We start from the raw sequence: 15,323 nt of genomic DNA on the forward strand, positions 1-15,323 counted from the left end.
CCAGCAACAAATTTGATCTCTATACTGTCTCGCAGACATCGCTGCCCGATGGCAGCGCTATTTCATGAATCGCGTTATGCGGAGGAAAGAATGCGACATCCACTGGTTATGGGTAACTGGAAACTGAACGGTAGCAAGCAGATCACCAAAGAGCTGATTGAAGGCCTGCGCAAAGAGCTGTCTGGTGTTGATGGTTGTGGCGTCGCGATTGCACCGCCAGCCATCTATCTGGACCTGGCGAAACACGCCATTTCCGGTAGCCACATTGCTCTGGGTGCTCAGAACGTTGACGTTAATCTGTCTGGCGCATTCACTGGCGAAACTTCCGCAGATATGTTGAAAGACGTTGGCGCGAAATACATCATCATCGGCCACTCTGAGCGCCGCACCTACCACAAAGAGAGCGACGAGTTCATCGCGAAGAAATTTGCCGTAGTGAAAGAAGCGGGCCTGGTGCCGGTTCTGTGCATCGGTGAAACTGACGCAGAAAACGAAGCGGGCAAAACTGAAGAAGTGTGCGCACGTCAGATCGACGCCGTGCTGGAAACGCAGGGCGCTGCGGCGTTCGAAGGCGCGGTTATCGCTTACGAGCCAGTTTGGGCTATCGGTACCGGCAAATCAGCTACTCCAGCGCAGGCTCAGGCGGTGCACAAATTCATTCGTGACCATATCGCGAAGAAAGATGCGGCTATCGCACAGCAAGTGATCATTCAGTACGGCGGTTCGGTCAACGACAAAAACGCCGCTGAGCTGTTCACCCAGCCAGATATCGATGGCGCGCTGGTTGGCGGTGCTTCACTGAAAGCGGATGCTTTTGCGGTGATCGTGAAAGCGGCAGCAGCAGCGAAAAACGCGTAAGTTCTCGTTTTCGATGAAGAAAAAGGCGGCTGATTAGCCGCCTTTTTATTGGTCGCCATAAATGGCGACCCTACGAAAGAGGGAGCCGTACCTGGGTTTGTAGGGTGCGCATTCATGCGCACCTGGTTATAGCCACGACGATTATTGCGCCAAAATCCCGCATTTATGATCCTGCAACTCTTCCGCCGAACCGCTATTCAATTTCAGCCAGTTACGCTCCAGCGCCAGCAGCGCTAAACGGCCATCCGGCAGCTGCGCCAGCGCCAGACCGTATTTACCCATCTCGGTGCGTGCATGTGGTAGTTCATCCGCCAGCCGGATAAACGCGCTTTGCTGCGCCAGCTCCGCCAGAGAAAGTGTGCGCACCAGATAACGATGCTTACGCAGCGTTTCGCTTTGCCACTGCGCGTTAAGCCTCGGTGCCAGCGCATCCAGCTGCTGGCGCACATCCGGCCGTAAACAGGAAATATGGATGTGCAGCTGATTCTGCGTGCGGCCATATTGCGCATTGATCGCCAGCGACAGCGCACTGTCATCAATCGGTGCGCCGCGTTTTTGCGCCAGTAACGCGCGTTGCTGCCACGCTGCGGCAAACAGATTTGGCGTACCCGGCTGAAGAATGATCGGGCTTTCCATACCGGTGATTTTTTCGATCGGCATCAGCAAATATTGCAACGGACCGTTGAGGTCTTTCAGCGTGACGTATCCCTGCACGCTGTTGACCTGCTGACAAGGCGCGGGTTTGCCATTGGCCGCCATGTTCGGCAGACATTTTTCACTGATGATCTGCCATAAGGCATTGGAGTTTTTTTGGAAATGGATGGCGCCAGCAATCAATCCAACAATCAGCAGCACCAATAATGCGGTCAGTAACTTCAGGGTACGACGACTGCCCTGCATAGCCCGATTCCTCTGTTCATCACCTGCCAGCATCCTCGCCTGGCAGGTGATGAAAGTCACGGACTAAAACAAAACGGCCAGCATTCTCGCTGGCCGTTTTTTATTCGTTAAGGCTTCATCACCTGGTCGTAGCTGCCGCCATCGGCGAAGTGGGTTTTCTGGGCTTGCGTCCAGCCACCAAACTTGCTGTCGATAGTGAACAGTTTTACCGGGGCGAATTTATTGGCAAATTTCTTCGCAACGGCTCCATCACGTGGACGGTAGAAATTCTCCGCCGCGATGGTCTGGCCTTCCGGCGAGTAGAGATACTTGAGGTAATCTTCGGCCACTTTACGCGTGCCCTGCTCGTCGACCACTTTATCCACGACCGAAACCGTTGGCTCCGCCAGAATCGATTCGCTTGGGGTGACGATTTCAAACTTGTCTTTACCCAGCTTATCCACCGCCAGATAGGCCTCGTTTTCCCACGCAATCAGCACATCGCCAATGCCGCGTTCTACGAAGGTGTTAGTCGCACCGCGTGCACCGGAATCCTGTACTTCCACATTCTTAAACAGCGATTTGACGTAAGCCAGCGCTTTGGCCTGATCGCCATGGTTCTGATCCAGCGCCCAGCCCCATGCAGCCAGATAGTTCCAGCGTGCGCCGCCTGAGGTTTTCGGGTTTGGCGTGATGACGGAAACGCCCGGTTTGATCAGATCTGGCCAATCATGAATGCCTTTCGGGTTGCCTTTGCGCACCAGGAACACGATGGTCGAGGTGTACGGCGCGGAGTTGTCCGGCAGGCGTTTAATCCAGTCTTTATTGATACGACCACGGTCAGCAATAGCATCGACATCAGATTGCAGCGCCAGCGTAACCACATCAGCACGGATGCCATTGATCACTGAGGTCGCTTGTTTACCTGAACCGCCGTGCGACTGGCGAATCACCACGTTGTCGCCGGTTTCCTGCTTGTAATGCGCGCTAAACGCTTTGTTGTACTGCTCGTACAGCTCACGGGTTGGATCGTAAGAGACGTTTAACAGCTGAATATCCTTTGCCAGAACACTGGTTGAAGCCAGTAACAGGGTGACACCAATACTCCACTTATTCATTGCTTGCTCTCCCGAGGTCGTTATAGAACAAGACTGACACAAACTTATCCACGGATTAAAGAATTAAAAATAAGCTGTTATAACCGGACGGAATATGAGCAGACATAAAAAAGGCGCGAGTCAAGTCGCGCCTTGATGCTGAATAATCAGTAGAGTTTTTTCGCGGTATCCAGCCAGTCGCGTTTGAATGGACGCTTCATGTTTTCAATCGCGTCGATGATGTCGTGATGCACCATCTTCTCGTTCTGAATACCGACACAGCGGCCGCCATAACCTTGCAGCAGCAGCTCGATAGAGTAGCAACCCATGCGCGACGCCAGAATACGGTCATAAGCACAAGGTGCGCCGCCGCGTTGAATGTGACCAAGCACCGTGGCGCGGGTTTCGCGTTTGGTTTCAGATTCGATAAAGTTGGCCAGATCGTCGATATCGCAGATGTGCTCGGTGATGGCAACGATGGCGTGCTTTTTACCTTTGGCAATGCCGGCTTTGATTTCGGCCACCAGCTCTTCGCGGGTATACGGGATTTCAGGCAGCACGATGAACTCGCAACCACCGGCAATCGCTGCCGCCAGGGTTAAATCGCCGCAGTAACGGCCCATCACTTCCACGATGGAGATACGCTGGTGGGAAGATGAGGTGTCACGCAGGCGGTCAATCGCTTCAACCACGGTTTCCAGCGCTGTGAAGTAACCGATGGTGTAATCGGTGCCTGCTACGTCGTTATCAATGGTGCCCGGCAAACCGATGCACGGGAAGCCCATTTCGGTCAGGCGCTTGGCACCCATGTAGGAACCATCACCGCCGATAACCACCAGCGCATCGATACCACGCTTTTTCATGTTATCAATCGCGGTCTGGCGCACTTCATCGTTGCGGAATTCTGGAAAGCGTGCGGAACCGAGGAAGGTGCCGCCGCGGTTGATCATGTCTGACACGCTGTAGCGGTCAAGGTTGATCATGCGATCTTCGTACAATCCCAGATAGCCGTCGTAAATACCAAAAACTTCCAGTCCTTCACTCAGCGCGGAACGTACAACTCCGCGAATGGCTGCGTTCATGCCTGGGGCGTCGCCGCCGCTGGTCAGTACTCCGATTTTTTTGATCATGACAACCTCTGGATTGTTCAAAAACTAAGGATTATTCCTGCCATGTGTCCGGCGTGGACCAGCTCGCGATCGCATGGCTTAATAGTTGCAGAATAGTATATCAAAGGCTTGATGCTGAATTGATTCAGGTCAGACAAGTTTTCGCTAATTTTTTACAGAGTTGTTAGCGTTACGTCACTTTTTTTGTGTAATTGCATGATTTTAAATCGCTAACCTTGAAAAAATCCATGTTGATTGCTCGGCACAACAGAGCAGGGATCTTGATGGATGATCACGTCGGAGCCGGGAAACTTCTTCAGTAATGCCTGCTCAATTTGATCGGCCACCTGATGCGCCTGCACCAACGGCAGCTGATCTTCCATCTCCAGATGCAGCTGGATAAAACGCGTGGGGCCCGATTGTCGCGTGCGTAATGCATGTGCGCCGCGTACGCCCGGCCAGTTGGTCACCACGTTGATAATCTCCTGCGTTTCATGCTCGGGCAATACGCGATCCAACAGCGCCTGTACCGCGTCATAACCCATCCGCAACGCGTTATAAAGAATGTAAACGCCGATGCCGAGTGCAAACAAAGCATCCGCCCGTACAAAACCATAGCTGCTCAAACCGAGGGCGACCAATATTGCGCCGTTCATCACCACATCAGATTGATAGTGCAGCATGTCTGCGCGAATCGCCTGGCTGCGCGTGCGTCGCACCACCCAGCGCTGGAAGGCAACCAGCGTCAGGGTTGAAAACAGCGCAATCACCGTCACCACAATGCCTACCAGCGGCGCATGTAAGGTTTCGGGCGAGGCCAGATGCTGAATGCCGGTGAGAAACAGAAACAACGCCGAGCCGGAGATAAACATGCTTTGCGCCAGCGCGGCCAGTGATTCGGCTTTACCGTGGCCGAAGGTGTGATCGTCATCAGCTGGCTGCAGCGAATAGCGCACCACCAACAAGTTGGTTAGTGAAGCGGCGATATCCACCAATGAATCCACTAACGCCGCCAACATGCTGACTGAACCGGTATGCCACCAGGCGAAAATTTTCACGATTAACAGCAACGTCGCCAGCGTAGTCGCCGCCAGCGCCGCCCGATTAACTAACTTTGCATAGGAAGAATCCATGCTATGCCTCGCCGGGTCGCACGCTTCATAGGTGCGGCCTTTAGGTCTCAAGATGGCTAAAGTTTATCATCGGCATAAGTGTGCTGCGTGATTGAATTTTAAGGCAATGATGTTAGAGAGAAATGACAGGCAAAAAAAACCCCCGCATCATGCGGGGGAAGACAGGGATGGTGTCTATGGCAAGGAAAACAGGGATACTATGTTACTGGTTACTGCTGGTACTACTCACTGCTTGCAGCGGTGATGATGGCTGCAATCCTGAGAGTCGACGCACTTCTGCAATTCGTCGCTCATAATTTTTCTGCAATGTCGCTTGCTGTGCAGGCGTTAGCAGGTGATACATCTGATTACGAACCCGAGCCATCTCGACTTGCTGTTCTACCGCTGCGCGGGCTTGTTTCTCTGCCTGCTGTCGGATAGCCGATTCGTTAAATTTGTCTGCAATGACAAGGTCATGCATAGTTTCTATATCTTGAACGCTGATTGTTGGGCGTTCGTGTCGCGCTTGCTGCATCAGGTCTCGCATCTGTTGCCGCTGTTGTTCAGTCAGCTCAATGCCATCGAACATGTAGCTTTGCGGATTTTGCGTCATACTGCCTGTCGTCAATCCGCTGTTCGGATGCATCTCGTCAATCGTCGTCGTGTCTGCTGCTTCGGCGCTGGCGTGACTGAGAACCATCGCTGAGGCAATGACGACGGCGGTTAAGTAGCGCATCGTTAACTCCCAGTTCGTTCCGTTTTGCGATTCAACGAGAGCCAGTGTACGGCGGTGGCTGCAAACATCCGTCAGGGGGTGTAAAACTACGTAAAGCGTTGGATTGCAAGTCAAGGAACACGGTATTTTGCCTGCGGAGGGCAATAAAAAATGAATAAAATCCTGTTGGTTGATGACGACCGCGAATTAACTTCGCTGCTTAAAGAACTGCTTGAGATGGAAGGTTTTGAAGTCATTGTGGCAAGCGATGGTGAGCAGGCGCTTAACCTGCTAGACAACACCGTGGACTTGCTATTGCTTGATGTGATGATGCCGAAGAAGAACGGTATCGACACTTTGAAAGAACTACGCCAACAGCACCAAACTCCGGTCATTATGCTGACTGCACGTGGCAGCGAACTGGACCGCGTTCTGGGCCTTGAACTGGGCGCAGATGACTATCTGCCTAAACCGTTTAACGATCGTGAACTGGTGGCGCGTATTCGTGCCATTTTGCGCCGTTCAAACTGGAGCGAGCAGCAACAGCAGCACGACAACAGCTCACCGACGCTGGAAGTCGACTGCCTGCGCCTGAATCCGGGTCGTCAGGAAGCCAGCTTCGACAGCGAAACGTTGGATCTCACCGGCACCGAGTTCACCCTGCTCTATTTGCTGGCACAGCATCTGGGTCAGGTAGTATCGCGTGAGCACCTTAGTCAGGAAGTGTTGGGCAAACGTCTGACACCCTTTGACCGCGCTATCGATATGCACATTTCTAACCTGCGTCGTAAATTGCCGGAACGTCGTGATGGTCATCCGTGGTTTAAAACCCTGCGCGGACGCGGCTATCTGATGGTTTCGGCATCATGATTGGAAGTTTAACCACCCGCATCTTCGCCATCTTCTGGCTCACGCTAGCGTTGGTGTTGATGCTGGTTTTAATGGTGCCCAAACTCGATTCGCGCCAGATGACCGCGTTACTGGAAAGCGAGCAGCGTCAGGGCACCATGATTGAACAGCACGTTGAAGCGGAGCTGTCTCAAGATCCGCCGAACGACTTAATGTGGTGGCGTCGCCTGTTCCGCTCCATCGACAAATGGGCGCCGCCCGGTCAGCGTTTGTTATTGGTGACCAGCGAAGGCCGGGTGATTGGCGCGCAGCACAATGAAATGCAGATCATCCGCAACTTTATTGGGCAGTCGGATAACGCCGACCACCCACAAAAGAAAAAGTATGGTCGCGTGGAGATGGTTGGGCCTTTCGCGGTCCGCGATGGCGAAGACAACTATCAGCTTTACCTGATTCGTCCCGCCACCAGCTCGCAGCTCGATTTCGTTAATCTGCTGTTTGACCGCCCGCTACTGCTGCTGATTGTCACCATGCTGATTAGCTCGCCGCTGCTGCTGTGGCTGGCGTGGAGCCTGGCGCGCCCCGCTCGCAAACTTAAATATGCGGCGGATGAAGTGGCAAGCGGTAATTTGCGTCAGCATCCGGAACTGGAATCGGGGCCGCAAGAGTTTCTGGCTGCGGGTTCCAGTTTCAACCAAATGGTGAGCGCGCTCGAACGCATGATGACGGCGCAACAGCGTCTGCTATCCGATATCAGCCATGAATTGCGTACGCCGTTAACTCGCTTGCAGCTGGCAACTGCGCTCCTGCGTCGCCGTAACGGTGAAGGCAAAGAACTGCAGCGCATCGAAACGGAAGCGCAGCGTCTGGATGGCATGATTAACGATCTGCTGGTGCTTTCGCGAACGCAGCACAATAACGCGCTGGTTAGCGAAGCGATGAAGGCCAACCAGCTGTGGAATGGCGTGCTGGAAGATGCCAAATTTGAAGCCGAGCAGATGGGCAAATTGATGGAAGTGCCCTATCCGCCAGGCCCGTGGCCGCTGTACGGTAATCCCCATGCACTGGAGAGTGCGCTGGAGAATATCGTGCGTAATGCGCTGCGCTATTCGAATTCGCACATCAGCGTCAGCTTCTCAGTGGATATTGCAGGCATCACCATCCATGTCGATGATGATGGTCCGGGAGTCAGCCCAGAAGATCGCGAGCAGATTTTCCGTCCGTTCTACCGCACCGATGAGGCGCGCGATCGTGAATCAGGCGGCACCGGTTTAGGCCTGGCGATTGTCGAAACCGCCATCCAGCAGCATCGCGGCTGGGTTAAAGCTGACGACAGCCCGCTCGGCGGTTTACGCCTTACGCTGTGGCTGCCGCTGTACTCCGCCCGTCAATAATTTGTTATGCTTCGGCCCTCGTTTCTGGGGGCCTTATGCTAAACATTGTCTTATTTGAACCTGAAATTCCGCCAAATACCGGCAACATCATTCGCTTGTGCGCAAATACCGGTTTCCAGTTACACCTGATTGAACCGCTGGGGTTTGCCTGGGATGACAAGCGCCTGCGCCGCGCCGGGCTGGATTACCACGAATATACCGCCTTAAAAAAACACGCCAATTACGCGGAGTTTCTGGCGACGGAAACGCCACAGCGCATGTTCGCCCTCACCACCAAAGGTACGCCTGCGCACAGCGCGGTGAGCTATCAGAAGGGTGATTATTTGGTGTTTGGTCCGGAGAGTCGCGGTTTACCTGCACAAATCCTCAACGCGCTACCCGCTGAGCAGAAAATCCGTATTCCGATGATGGCGGAAAGTCGCAGCATGAACCTGTCTAATGCGGTGTCTGTGGTGGTGTATGAAGCGTGGCGCCAGCTCGATTATGCTGGCGCACTGATCAAAGGCTAGATGCCGTCGCCGTACTCAAAGCCCGCGCCGTTGAAGTGCTGATCCATATCCATCGACGGTTTATCGCTGGTCGGTTTACCAACAATGCGTGCTGGCACGCCGGCCGCCGTGGTATGCGGCGGTACAGGCTGCAGGACAACGGAACCGGCACCGATTTTCGCACCGCGTCCCACTTCAATGTTGCCCAGAATCTTGGCGCCCGCGCCAATCATCACACCTTCACGGATCTTCGGATGGCGATCGCCACTGGTTTTACCGGTACCGCCGAGCGTCACCGATTGCAGGATTGAAACATCATTTTCGATGATGGCCGTTTCGCCAATAACAATGCCGGTGGCATGGTCAAGCATGATGCCGCGACCAATGCGCGCCGCCGGGTGGATATCCACGGCAAACGAGACGGAGATTTCGTTCTGAAGATAAACCGCCAGCGCGCGGCGGCCCTCTTTCCACAGCCAATGGCCGATGCGATAAGCCTGCAAGGCGTGGAAGCCTTTGAGGTAAAGCAGCGGCGTAGAGTATTTATCAACGGCGGGATCGCGCTGGCGCACAGCCTGAATATCGTAGGCCGCAGAGACAATCATCTCTGGGTCTTCACGATAGGCTTCTTCCACGATTTCGCGAATGGCGATAGCGGGCATGATCGGGTTCGCCAGCTTGTTAGCCAGCATATAGCTGAGCGCGCTGCCGAGGTTTTCGTGTTTAAGCAATGTCGCATGGTAAAAGCTGGCCAGCATCGGTTCACAGTCGGCCAGGGCTCTGGCTTCGGCTTTGATATGGTTCCAGACCAGTTCTAACTCTTCAGACGACATTGCTGTTTGCTCCCGATAAAAAAAGCGCCTGATGGGGCGCTACAGGTGGTGACGCTGGCGCATCCTGCTTCAGCTTTGGCTGTTTTCGTCCTTCCTTGCACGGCCAAGTAAGGTCAATGCTGCCTCTCGCGCTGATTTTCCGCAATAGAGCACCTGATAAATCTGCTCGGTAATCGGCATTTCTACGCCGACGCGCGCGGCCAATGCTTTGACTTCTTTGGTGTTTCTATAGCCTTCTACAACTTGTCCGATAATGCGTTGCGCATCGTCTACGCTCTCGCCTTGCCCCAGCATCATGCCGAAACGACGGTTGCGCGACTGATTATCGGTACAGGTCAGCACCAGATCGCCTAAACCGGCCATGCCCATAAAGGTGGTGGCATCGGCGCCCAGCGCTGCGCCAAGACGGCTCATTTCCGTCAGACCGCGAGTGATCAAGGCGGTACGCGCGTTGGCACCAAAGCCAATGCCGTCAGAAATCCCCGCACCAATCGCAATCACGTTCTTCACCGCGCCGCCTAACTGCACGCCAATGAAATCCTGATTGTTGTAGACGCGGAAACTTTTGCCGCAGTGCAACTTCTGCTGCAGGTCTTCAGCAAACTCCGCATCGGTCGATGCCAGTGCGATGGCCGTTGGCATGCCGGCTGCCAGCTCTTTTGCAAAGGTGGGTCCGGAAATCACCGCGAGCGGAATCGCATCGCCGAGGATTTCACGCGCCACATCCTGCAGCAAACGGCCGGTCTCTTTTTCCAGTCCTTTAGTCGCCCAGACAATGCGTGAATCGGCACGCAAATGCGGCTTAAGCTGCGTCAGCACGTCGCCAAATACATGGCTTGGCACCACGACCAGCAGATCACGACTGGCGTTAACCACGGTTGCCAGATCGGCTTCAGGAACGAGATTATCAGGGAAAGGAACATCGGGCAGGAAAGCGGCATTGCAGCGGTCAGTTTGCAGCTGCGCCACGCTTTGAGGATTGTGGCCCCAGAGCAGAACCGGATGGCCGTTGCGGGCCAGCGTGATGGCCAAAGCGGTGCCGTACGAGCCGGCACCGATGACGCTAATTGAAGCGTTGAGTGTAGTCATCAGGCATCCTGATGTGGCGCTTCGCCTTCACCTTGCTGCTGCAGATAGTTCATGAACAGCGCATCAAAGTTCACTGGCGCCAGGTTGAGCTGCGGGAAAGTACCACGAGACACAAGGCTGGTTACACATTCGCGTGCATACGGGAACAGAATGTTCGGGCAGTACGCGCCGAGGCAATGTGCCATCTGCGTGCCTTCGATACCGCTGATGGTGAAAATACCCGCCTGCTGTACTTCGCACAGGAATGCGGTCTCTTCGCCAACGGTTGCCGTTACGGTAACGCGCAGAACGACTTCAAAAACGCCATCAGCTAACTGAGAAGAGGCGGTGTCCAGATCCAGCTTCACTTCTGGTTCCCACTCTTTCTGGAAAACCTGCGGTGCGTTTGGCGCTTCGTAAGAAACATCTTTGGTGTAAACACGTTGAATCTGGAACTGCATTTCGCTGCTGCTTTGCTCTGACATGTGACTAAATCCTGTGAGTTAAAATTGTCTGACCGAAAAGTTATGCCTGGAGTAAAGGATCAAGTCCCTGACGCCCATCCAGCGCGTAAAGATCGTCGCAGCCGCCAATGTGCTGCGCATCAATAAAAATCTGTGGCACCGTAGTGCGGCCGCTGCGTTGAATCATCTCTTCACGTTTCGCCGCGTTCCCGTCAATGGGAATCTCCTGGAACGACACGCCTTTCTGATCCAACAACGCCTTTGCACGGTGGCAATAAGGACAAGTGACTTTGGTGTAGATCTCTACATTCGCCATACGGTTACCTCTAAGAAGTTATTTACCGCGCACCAGTGGCAGATTTTCACCACTCCAGCCGCTCACGCCATCTTTCAGTACAGAGACTTTTTCAAAACCCGCTGCGCTCAATTTCGCTGCAGATTCACCCGCACTTTGACCGGTCGCGCAAACTACAATTATGTGCTGTGACTTGTGCTTTTCCAGCTCGCCAAAGCTCTCTTTTTTAATGTCTGCTGCCGCTACGTTGATAGCCCCAGAAATGTGTCCTTTGCGGTAATCGTCACGTGAACGAACGTCTACCACCACCGCGTCCTCTTTATTAATCAGGTGGGTAGCTTCACCACGGCTGATGGTTTTTACTTTAGAGAACATACCTTTAACGGTGGTCACAATCACGAGAACGAGTAAAGCGACCCATGCCAGACTGAGGATGGGGTGATTGCTTGCAAACTGCATAATTTCTTGCATGAGGGGTAACGACTCCAAACCGGGCTGATAAGCTAAAACAAGGGTTCTGAGTATACCTGCGCCACTTCGCATGTACAGTCGCTAAGGGGACAGAGTTACGATTTGTGCGTCATTTTCCAAAAAAAGTGTTCTAATCCCAAAATTAAGACAAAGTTTATGCCGGTATGCTCGGTACAGACATTTTTAGAAAAGTAAAACCCGGCCGGGCTAACTGGTAAGCGGCTGTTCATCGTGGAATAATTATCGACTATGAAGGGAAAAGCGACCGTTACACACACAAGGACCCGTCACAACGGCACTGCGCTTCCGTTGTCATTTCGCTGGTCCGAAATCTCCCTGAGTCTGCTTCTGGCGGGCACATTATTACTTCCTGCCGCCGCTCGCAGTGCGGATGACAGCAAAACGCAGTTGAAGTCCATTCAGCAGGACATCGCCGAGAAAGAAAAGAGCGTCAAAGCGCAGAAAGTGCAGCGCAGTAAGCTGTTGGATCAGCTGCAAAGTCAGGAAAAAGTGATTGCGCAGGCCAGCCGTCAGCTGCGCGAAACGCGTAACAGCCTCAGCACGCTCGAGGGTGAAATCGCGCAGGTCACTTCCTCTATTTCGCGGCTGGAGAAGCAGCAAGCACAGCAGGAAAAACTGCTGGCACAACAGCTTGATGCCGCCTTCCGTCAGGGACAGCATAATGGTCTACAGTTGCTGCTCGGAGGCGAAGAAGCCCAGCGCAGTGAGCGTATTCTTGCCTATTTCGGCTATCTCAACGCCGCACGCCAGAAAAACATCGACGATCTCAAGCAAACCCAACAGCAATTAGCGGAGCAGCGTCAATCATTGCAGGGCAAACAGGATCAGCAAAAATCGTTGTTAGCTCAGCAGCAGACGCAGCAAAGCAAGCTGGAAGTGGCCAGCGCGGCGCGTAAGAAAACGCTCACCGTACTGGAAAGCTCGCTGGAGAAAGATCAGGCTGACCTGGTTGAGATGCGTGAGAACGAAAGCCGCCTGCAGAGCAAAATCGCCAAAGCAGAGCGTGAAGCACGCGAACGCGCCGAACGTGAAGCGCGCGAGGCGGAGAAAGTGCGTCAGCGTCAGGCGCAGGCGAAAGCCAAAGGATCAAGTTATCAGCCAACGCAGAGTGAGCGCGAGCTGATGGCGCGTACCGGCGGATTAGGCAAGCCCGGCGGGCAAGCGGTTTGGCCGGTTCGTGGACGTATCGAACATCGCTTCGGTGATTCGATGCAGGGCGAATTGCGCTGGAAAGGTCTGGTGGTCGATGCGCCAGAAGGCACCGAAGTGAAAGCCATCGCTGATGGACGCGTACTGATGGCCGACTGGCTGCAAGGCTATGGTCTGGTTGTAGTTCTGGAACACGGTAAAGGTGATATGAGCCTTTATGGCTACAACCAAAGCGCACTGGTGAGCGTGGGTGCTCAGGTGAAGGCAGGACAGCCTATCGCCCTTGTGGGCACCAGCGGCGGCCGCGGCACGCCTTCGCTCTACTTTGAAATCCGACGCCAGGGACAGGCCGTCAATCCACTACCGTGGTTAGGAAGATAAGTTTTGTTTCAACCCTCTAAGCTCTCGGCCGCCCTGTGCGGCCTGTTTCTGTCACTTTCCGCCCATGCGGGAAAACTCTCCATCGTGATCGACGACTTCGGTTATCGGCCAAAAGAAGAGAACAAAGTGCTGCAGATGCCCACCGCGATTTCCGTTGCGGTCCTGCCGAATGCGCCACATGCGCGTGAGATGGCCACCAAAGCGCATCAGGGTGGTCGCGAAGTGCTGATTCACCTGCCGATGGCGCCGCTCAGCAAACAGCCGCTGGAGAAAGACACGCTAACGCCCGAGATGAGCAGCACCGAAATCGAGCGGATTATTCGTGAAGCCAGTGGCAAAGTGCCTTTTGCGGTTGGCCTGAATAACCATATGGGCAGCAAAATGACCTCCAGCCTGCCCGGCATGCAGAAAGTGATGCAGGTACTCAATCACTACAACTATTACTTTCTCGATAGCATGACGATTGGCAACAGTCAGTCGATCCCGGCCGCGCAAGGCACCAACGTTAAGGTCCTGAAACGCCGCGTGTTCCTTGATGATAGTCAGGATGAGGCTTCAATCCGCACGCAGTTTACCCGCGCGGTGAAACTGGCGCAGCGCGATGGTTATGCCATTGCGATTGGTCATCCGCATCCGACGACGGTGCGCGTACTGCAACAGATGCTGCCGACGTTGCCAGCCGATATCACCTTAGTGCGCCCAAGCCAGCTGCTGAACGAACCGCTGCATCAGGGTGCGACTCCGCCGCCATCCAAAACGCAGCCGCCACGCTTCCGCGCGCCAGGCGTGTGTAAACCGGGCAGGCCGTTGCCGCCGGTGCCACAGAGCCGGGCATGGCAGGTAGTGGAAGAAAGCATCGTAAACAGTTATGTTGCACATCAACTGAATCAGCTGTTTTAATCTTCTCGTTGTGGCCCGCAAACATCGTTCCGGGCCACTTAGCAACGACACATTCGGAAAAATGAAACTTATAAAACGGATGCAGGTCTTAGTGACTTGAATTTGAGAATTTTAATGATGATGGAATGAGTTCTTATAATGCGTAAACTGTGGAAAATAAAAGCGCTTGATAAAGCGATCAGGCTGTACATGCTAGTGAAAGGGAATCCACTGCAAACACTTCCCGATCTGGCGAATATCGATGCGCGTCATGTTGTTATTTTTTCCACTACGGCATTAGGTGACTTTCTTTTTAACTCACCCGCGATAAGCGCCGTTAGAAAACGCTATCCTGCTGCCATTATTACACTTGTTGCCCACCAAAAATTCTCTGAGTTTCTAAAAAATGGTGAAGATTGGGATAATTTGGTTTTCTGGAATAATAAAGCCATTACTTTGCCTGACATGCTTAAAAATTTAGGCAAGTTTCCCAAACCTGACTTAACGCTTCTGTTGCATTCCCATGAACCTTACGACTATATTGCTGCATTGCTGGCAGGTTCAAAGTGTATTATCAAAGATAATTACGTTGACCATTTTAATTACCGCGACAAATGGTTATCAAAGTACCTCATCGATTTTCGCGGCCATATCATTGAGCGCAAGCTTTCATTAGTAAGTTGTTTGGGATGTGATACATCAAATATTGAGATGAAGATGCCGTTGCCTGTTGCTGAAAAATCGGTTAATAGCTCACCGGTGGTTGGATTTCAATTAGGTGCATCAACAGCCGAACGTTGCTGGTCACCAAAAAACTTCGCTTCAGTTGCTGCTTCATTATGCTCAGAACATGCAGATTTACGCATTATTCTTATCGGTGGTCCGGATGATAAACACCGTGCGGAAACGTTTCTCCAACATTTACCGGAATCACTGCATGCTCAGGTAAGTGATCGCGTAGGAAATACCAGCCTGCCTGAACTGACAGCACTGCTCAATAATATGGATGTGCTATTGACTGGCGACACCGGGCCTTTACATATTGCAGTGGCCATCAAAACGCCAACGGTGGGCTTATTTACTACAGCAAATCCCTACGCTACTGGTCCTCTGCAGAATCCCGAATTACACGATATCATCCATGTTGTTCCAGATAAAAATCATCAGGAACACCAACACATCATGGACGTTATTCAGCCCAGTATTGTTATCGAAAAAATATCGGGCAGACTGGCAGTAATAGAGTCACCTAAGCACTAAT

General features: G+C 53.2%; 17 protein-coding genes. 7 read left to right on the forward strand and 10 right to left on the reverse strand.

What is annotated here, in order from left to right:
* The first annotated feature begins 90 nt into the window (after positions 1-90).
* Entirely contained in the window at positions 91-858 is a 768-nt protein-coding gene (tpiA, locus tag HX773_RS15430; protein ID WP_008109693.1) for a triose-phosphate isomerase, read from the forward strand.
* A gap of 141 nt (positions 859-999) precedes the next feature.
* On the opposite strand, the gene HX773_RS15435 is transcribed toward tpiA, so the two are convergent.
* The 5 genes from HX773_RS15435 to cpxP form a co-directional block, all read right to left on the reverse strand.
* A complete protein-coding gene (locus tag HX773_RS15435; RefSeq protein ID WP_176972243.1) occupies positions 1,000-1,758 on the reverse strand; it encodes a CDP-diacylglycerol diphosphatase in 759 nt (252 codons plus the stop codon).
* Between the two features lie 107 nt (positions 1,759-1,865).
* Positions 1,866-2,855, reverse strand: coding sequence for a sulfate ABC transporter substrate-binding protein (locus HX773_RS15440; protein WP_176972244.1), 990 nt, complete (start codon positions 2,853-2,855; stop codon positions 1,866-1,868).
* A 146-nt stretch (positions 2,856-3,001) separates the two neighbouring features.
* The gene (gene pfkA / locus HX773_RS15445; protein WP_061720314.1) at positions 3,002-3,964 is read right to left on the reverse strand and encodes a 6-phosphofructokinase; all 963 of its coding nucleotides are present in this window, start codon (positions 3,962-3,964) and stop codon (positions 3,002-3,004) included.
* Between the two features lie 209 nt (positions 3,965-4,173).
* Entirely contained in the window at positions 4,174-5,076 is a 903-nt protein-coding gene (gene fieF, locus HX773_RS15450) for a CDF family cation-efflux transporter FieF (protein WP_008109699.1), read from the reverse strand.
* Between the two features lie 202 nt (positions 5,077-5,278).
* Positions 5,279-5,791, reverse strand: a complete 513-nt coding sequence (cpxP, locus tag HX773_RS15455) for a cell-envelope stress modulator CpxP (protein ID WP_176972245.1) — start codon at positions 5,789-5,791, stop codon at positions 5,279-5,281.
* 150 nt (positions 5,792-5,941) lie between these two features.
* Here cpxP and cpxR point away from each other — a divergent pair, with 150 nt between their 5' ends.
* Genes cpxR through trmL form a run of 3 tightly spaced genes read left to right on the forward strand, consistent with a single transcriptional unit; the run spans position 5,942 to position 8,522 of the window.
* Positions 5,942-6,640: an envelope stress response regulator transcription factor CpxR gene (cpxR, locus tag HX773_RS15460; protein ID WP_007885339.1), complete on the forward strand. Its 699-nt coding sequence runs from the start codon at positions 5,942-5,944 to the stop codon at positions 6,638-6,640.
* Positions 6,637-8,013 carry an envelope stress sensor histidine kinase CpxA gene (gene cpxA, locus HX773_RS15465; RefSeq protein WP_101760665.1) on the forward strand — a complete coding sequence of 459 codons (1,377 nt, stop codon included), beginning with the start codon at positions 6,637-6,639 and terminating at the stop codon, positions 8,011-8,013. The genes cpxR and cpxA overlap by 4 nt, the downstream gene beginning before the upstream one ends.
* A 35-nt stretch (positions 8,014-8,048) precedes the next feature.
* Positions 8,049-8,522, forward strand: coding sequence for a tRNA (uridine(34)/cytosine(34)/5-carboxymethylaminomethyluridine(34)-2'-O)-methyltransferase TrmL (gene trmL, locus HX773_RS15470; protein ID WP_176972246.1), 474 nt, complete (start codon positions 8,049-8,051; stop codon positions 8,520-8,522).
* On the opposite strand, the gene cysE is transcribed toward trmL, so the two are convergent.
* The 5 genes from cysE to HX773_RS15495 form a co-directional block, all read right to left on the reverse strand.
* A complete protein-coding gene (gene cysE, locus HX773_RS15475; RefSeq protein ID WP_007885334.1) occupies positions 8,519-9,334 on the reverse strand; it encodes a serine O-acetyltransferase in 816 nt (271 codons plus the stop codon). The genes trmL and cysE overlap by 4 nt on opposite strands.
* A 69-nt stretch (positions 9,335-9,403) precedes the next feature.
* Positions 9,404-10,423 (reverse strand): NAD(P)H-dependent glycerol-3-phosphate dehydrogenase, encoded by a 1,020-nt coding sequence (gpsA, locus tag HX773_RS15480; RefSeq protein WP_176972247.1) that lies wholly within the window; start codon positions 10,421-10,423, stop codon positions 9,404-9,406.
* Positions 10,423-10,887 (reverse strand): protein-export chaperone SecB, encoded by a 465-nt coding sequence (gene secB / locus HX773_RS15485; protein ID WP_101760668.1) that lies wholly within the window; start codon positions 10,885-10,887, stop codon positions 10,423-10,425. The genes gpsA and secB overlap by 1 nt, the downstream gene beginning before the upstream one ends.
* A 40-nt stretch (positions 10,888-10,927) precedes the next feature.
* Complete coding sequence (gene grxC, locus HX773_RS15490) at positions 10,928-11,182, reverse strand: glutaredoxin 3 (protein WP_007885328.1); 255 nt, start codon at positions 11,180-11,182, stop codon at positions 10,928-10,930.
* Between the two features lie 18 nt (positions 11,183-11,200).
* Positions 11,201-11,632 carry a rhodanese-like domain-containing protein gene (locus tag HX773_RS15495; protein ID WP_008109709.1) on the reverse strand — a complete coding sequence of 144 codons (432 nt, stop codon included), beginning with the start codon at positions 11,630-11,632 and terminating at the stop codon, positions 11,201-11,203.
* A 249-nt stretch (positions 11,633-11,881) separates the two neighbouring features.
* Between HX773_RS15495 and envC the strand changes: the two genes are divergently transcribed.
* The 3 genes from envC (at position 11,882) to HX773_RS15510 (ending at position 15,322) form a co-directional block, all read left to right on the forward strand.
* Complete coding sequence (gene envC, locus HX773_RS15500) at positions 11,882-13,183, forward strand: murein hydrolase activator EnvC (protein ID WP_176972248.1); 1,302 nt, start codon at positions 11,882-11,884, stop codon at positions 13,181-13,183.
* Positions 13,184-13,186: 3 nt separating this feature from the next.
* Positions 13,187-14,083 carry a divergent polysaccharide deacetylase family protein gene (locus HX773_RS15505; RefSeq protein ID WP_176972249.1) on the forward strand — a complete coding sequence of 299 codons (897 nt, stop codon included), beginning with the start codon at positions 13,187-13,189 and terminating at the stop codon, positions 14,081-14,083.
* A 138-nt stretch (positions 14,084-14,221) separates the two neighbouring features.
* A complete protein-coding gene (locus HX773_RS15510; protein WP_176972250.1) occupies positions 14,222-15,322 on the forward strand; it encodes a glycosyltransferase family 9 protein in 1,101 nt (366 codons plus the stop codon).
* Position 15,323: the final 1 nt, after the last annotated feature.

The sequence above is a fragment of the Pantoea sp. B9002 genome (assembly GCF_013385945.1).
Classification (GTDB): Bacteria; Pseudomonadota; Gammaproteobacteria; order Enterobacterales; family Enterobacteriaceae; genus Pantoea.

Bases quoted from the DNA above. Each gene is read 5' to 3' on its own strand.
- gpsA (WP_176972247.1), bottom strand. From the start codon at position 10,423: ATGACTACACTCAACGCTTCAATTAGCGTCATCGGTGCCGGCTCGTAC.
- HX773_RS15435 (WP_176972243.1), bottom strand. From the start codon at position 1,758: ATGCAGGGCAGTCGTCGTACCCTGAAGTTACTGACCGCATTATTGGTG.
- grxC (WP_007885328.1), bottom strand. From the start codon at position 11,182: ATGGCGAATGTAGAGATCTACACCAAAGTCACTTGTCCTTATTGCCAC.
- pfkA (WP_061720314.1), bottom strand. From the start codon at position 3,964: ATGATCAAAAAAATCGGAGTACTGACCAGCGGCGGCGACGCCCCAGGC.
- tpiA (WP_008109693.1), top strand. From the start codon at position 91: ATGCGACATCCACTGGTTATGGGTAACTGGAAACTGAACGGTAGCAAG.
- trmL (WP_176972246.1), top strand. From the start codon at position 8,049: ATGCTAAACATTGTCTTATTTGAACCTGAAATTCCGCCAAATACCGGC.
- envC (WP_176972248.1), top strand. From the start codon at position 11,882: ATGAAGGGAAAAGCGACCGTTACACACACAAGGACCCGTCACAACGGC.
- HX773_RS15440 (WP_176972244.1), bottom strand. From the start codon at position 2,855: ATGAATAAGTGGAGTATTGGTGTCACCCTGTTACTGGCTTCAACCAGT.
- cpxA (WP_101760665.1), top strand. From the start codon at position 6,637: ATGATTGGAAGTTTAACCACCCGCATCTTCGCCATCTTCTGGCTCACG.
- HX773_RS15495 (WP_008109709.1), bottom strand. From the start codon at position 11,632: ATGCAAGAAATTATGCAGTTTGCAAGCAATCACCCCATCCTCAGTCTG.
- secB (WP_101760668.1), bottom strand. From the start codon at position 10,887: ATGTCAGAGCAAAGCAGCAGCGAAATGCAGTTCCAGATTCAACGTGTT.
- HX773_RS15510 (WP_176972250.1), top strand. From the start codon at position 14,222: ATGCGTAAACTGTGGAAAATAAAAGCGCTTGATAAAGCGATCAGGCTG.
- cysE (WP_007885334.1), bottom strand. From the start codon at position 9,334: ATGTCGTCTGAAGAGTTAGAACTGGTCTGGAACCATATCAAAGCCGAA.
- fieF (WP_008109699.1), bottom strand. From the start codon at position 5,076: ATGGATTCTTCCTATGCAAAGTTAGTTAATCGGGCGGCGCTGGCGGCG.
- cpxP (WP_176972245.1), bottom strand. From the start codon at position 5,791: ATGCGCTACTTAACCGCCGTCGTCATTGCCTCAGCGATGGTTCTCAGT.
- cpxR (WP_007885339.1), top strand. From the start codon at position 5,942: ATGAATAAAATCCTGTTGGTTGATGACGACCGCGAATTAACTTCGCTG.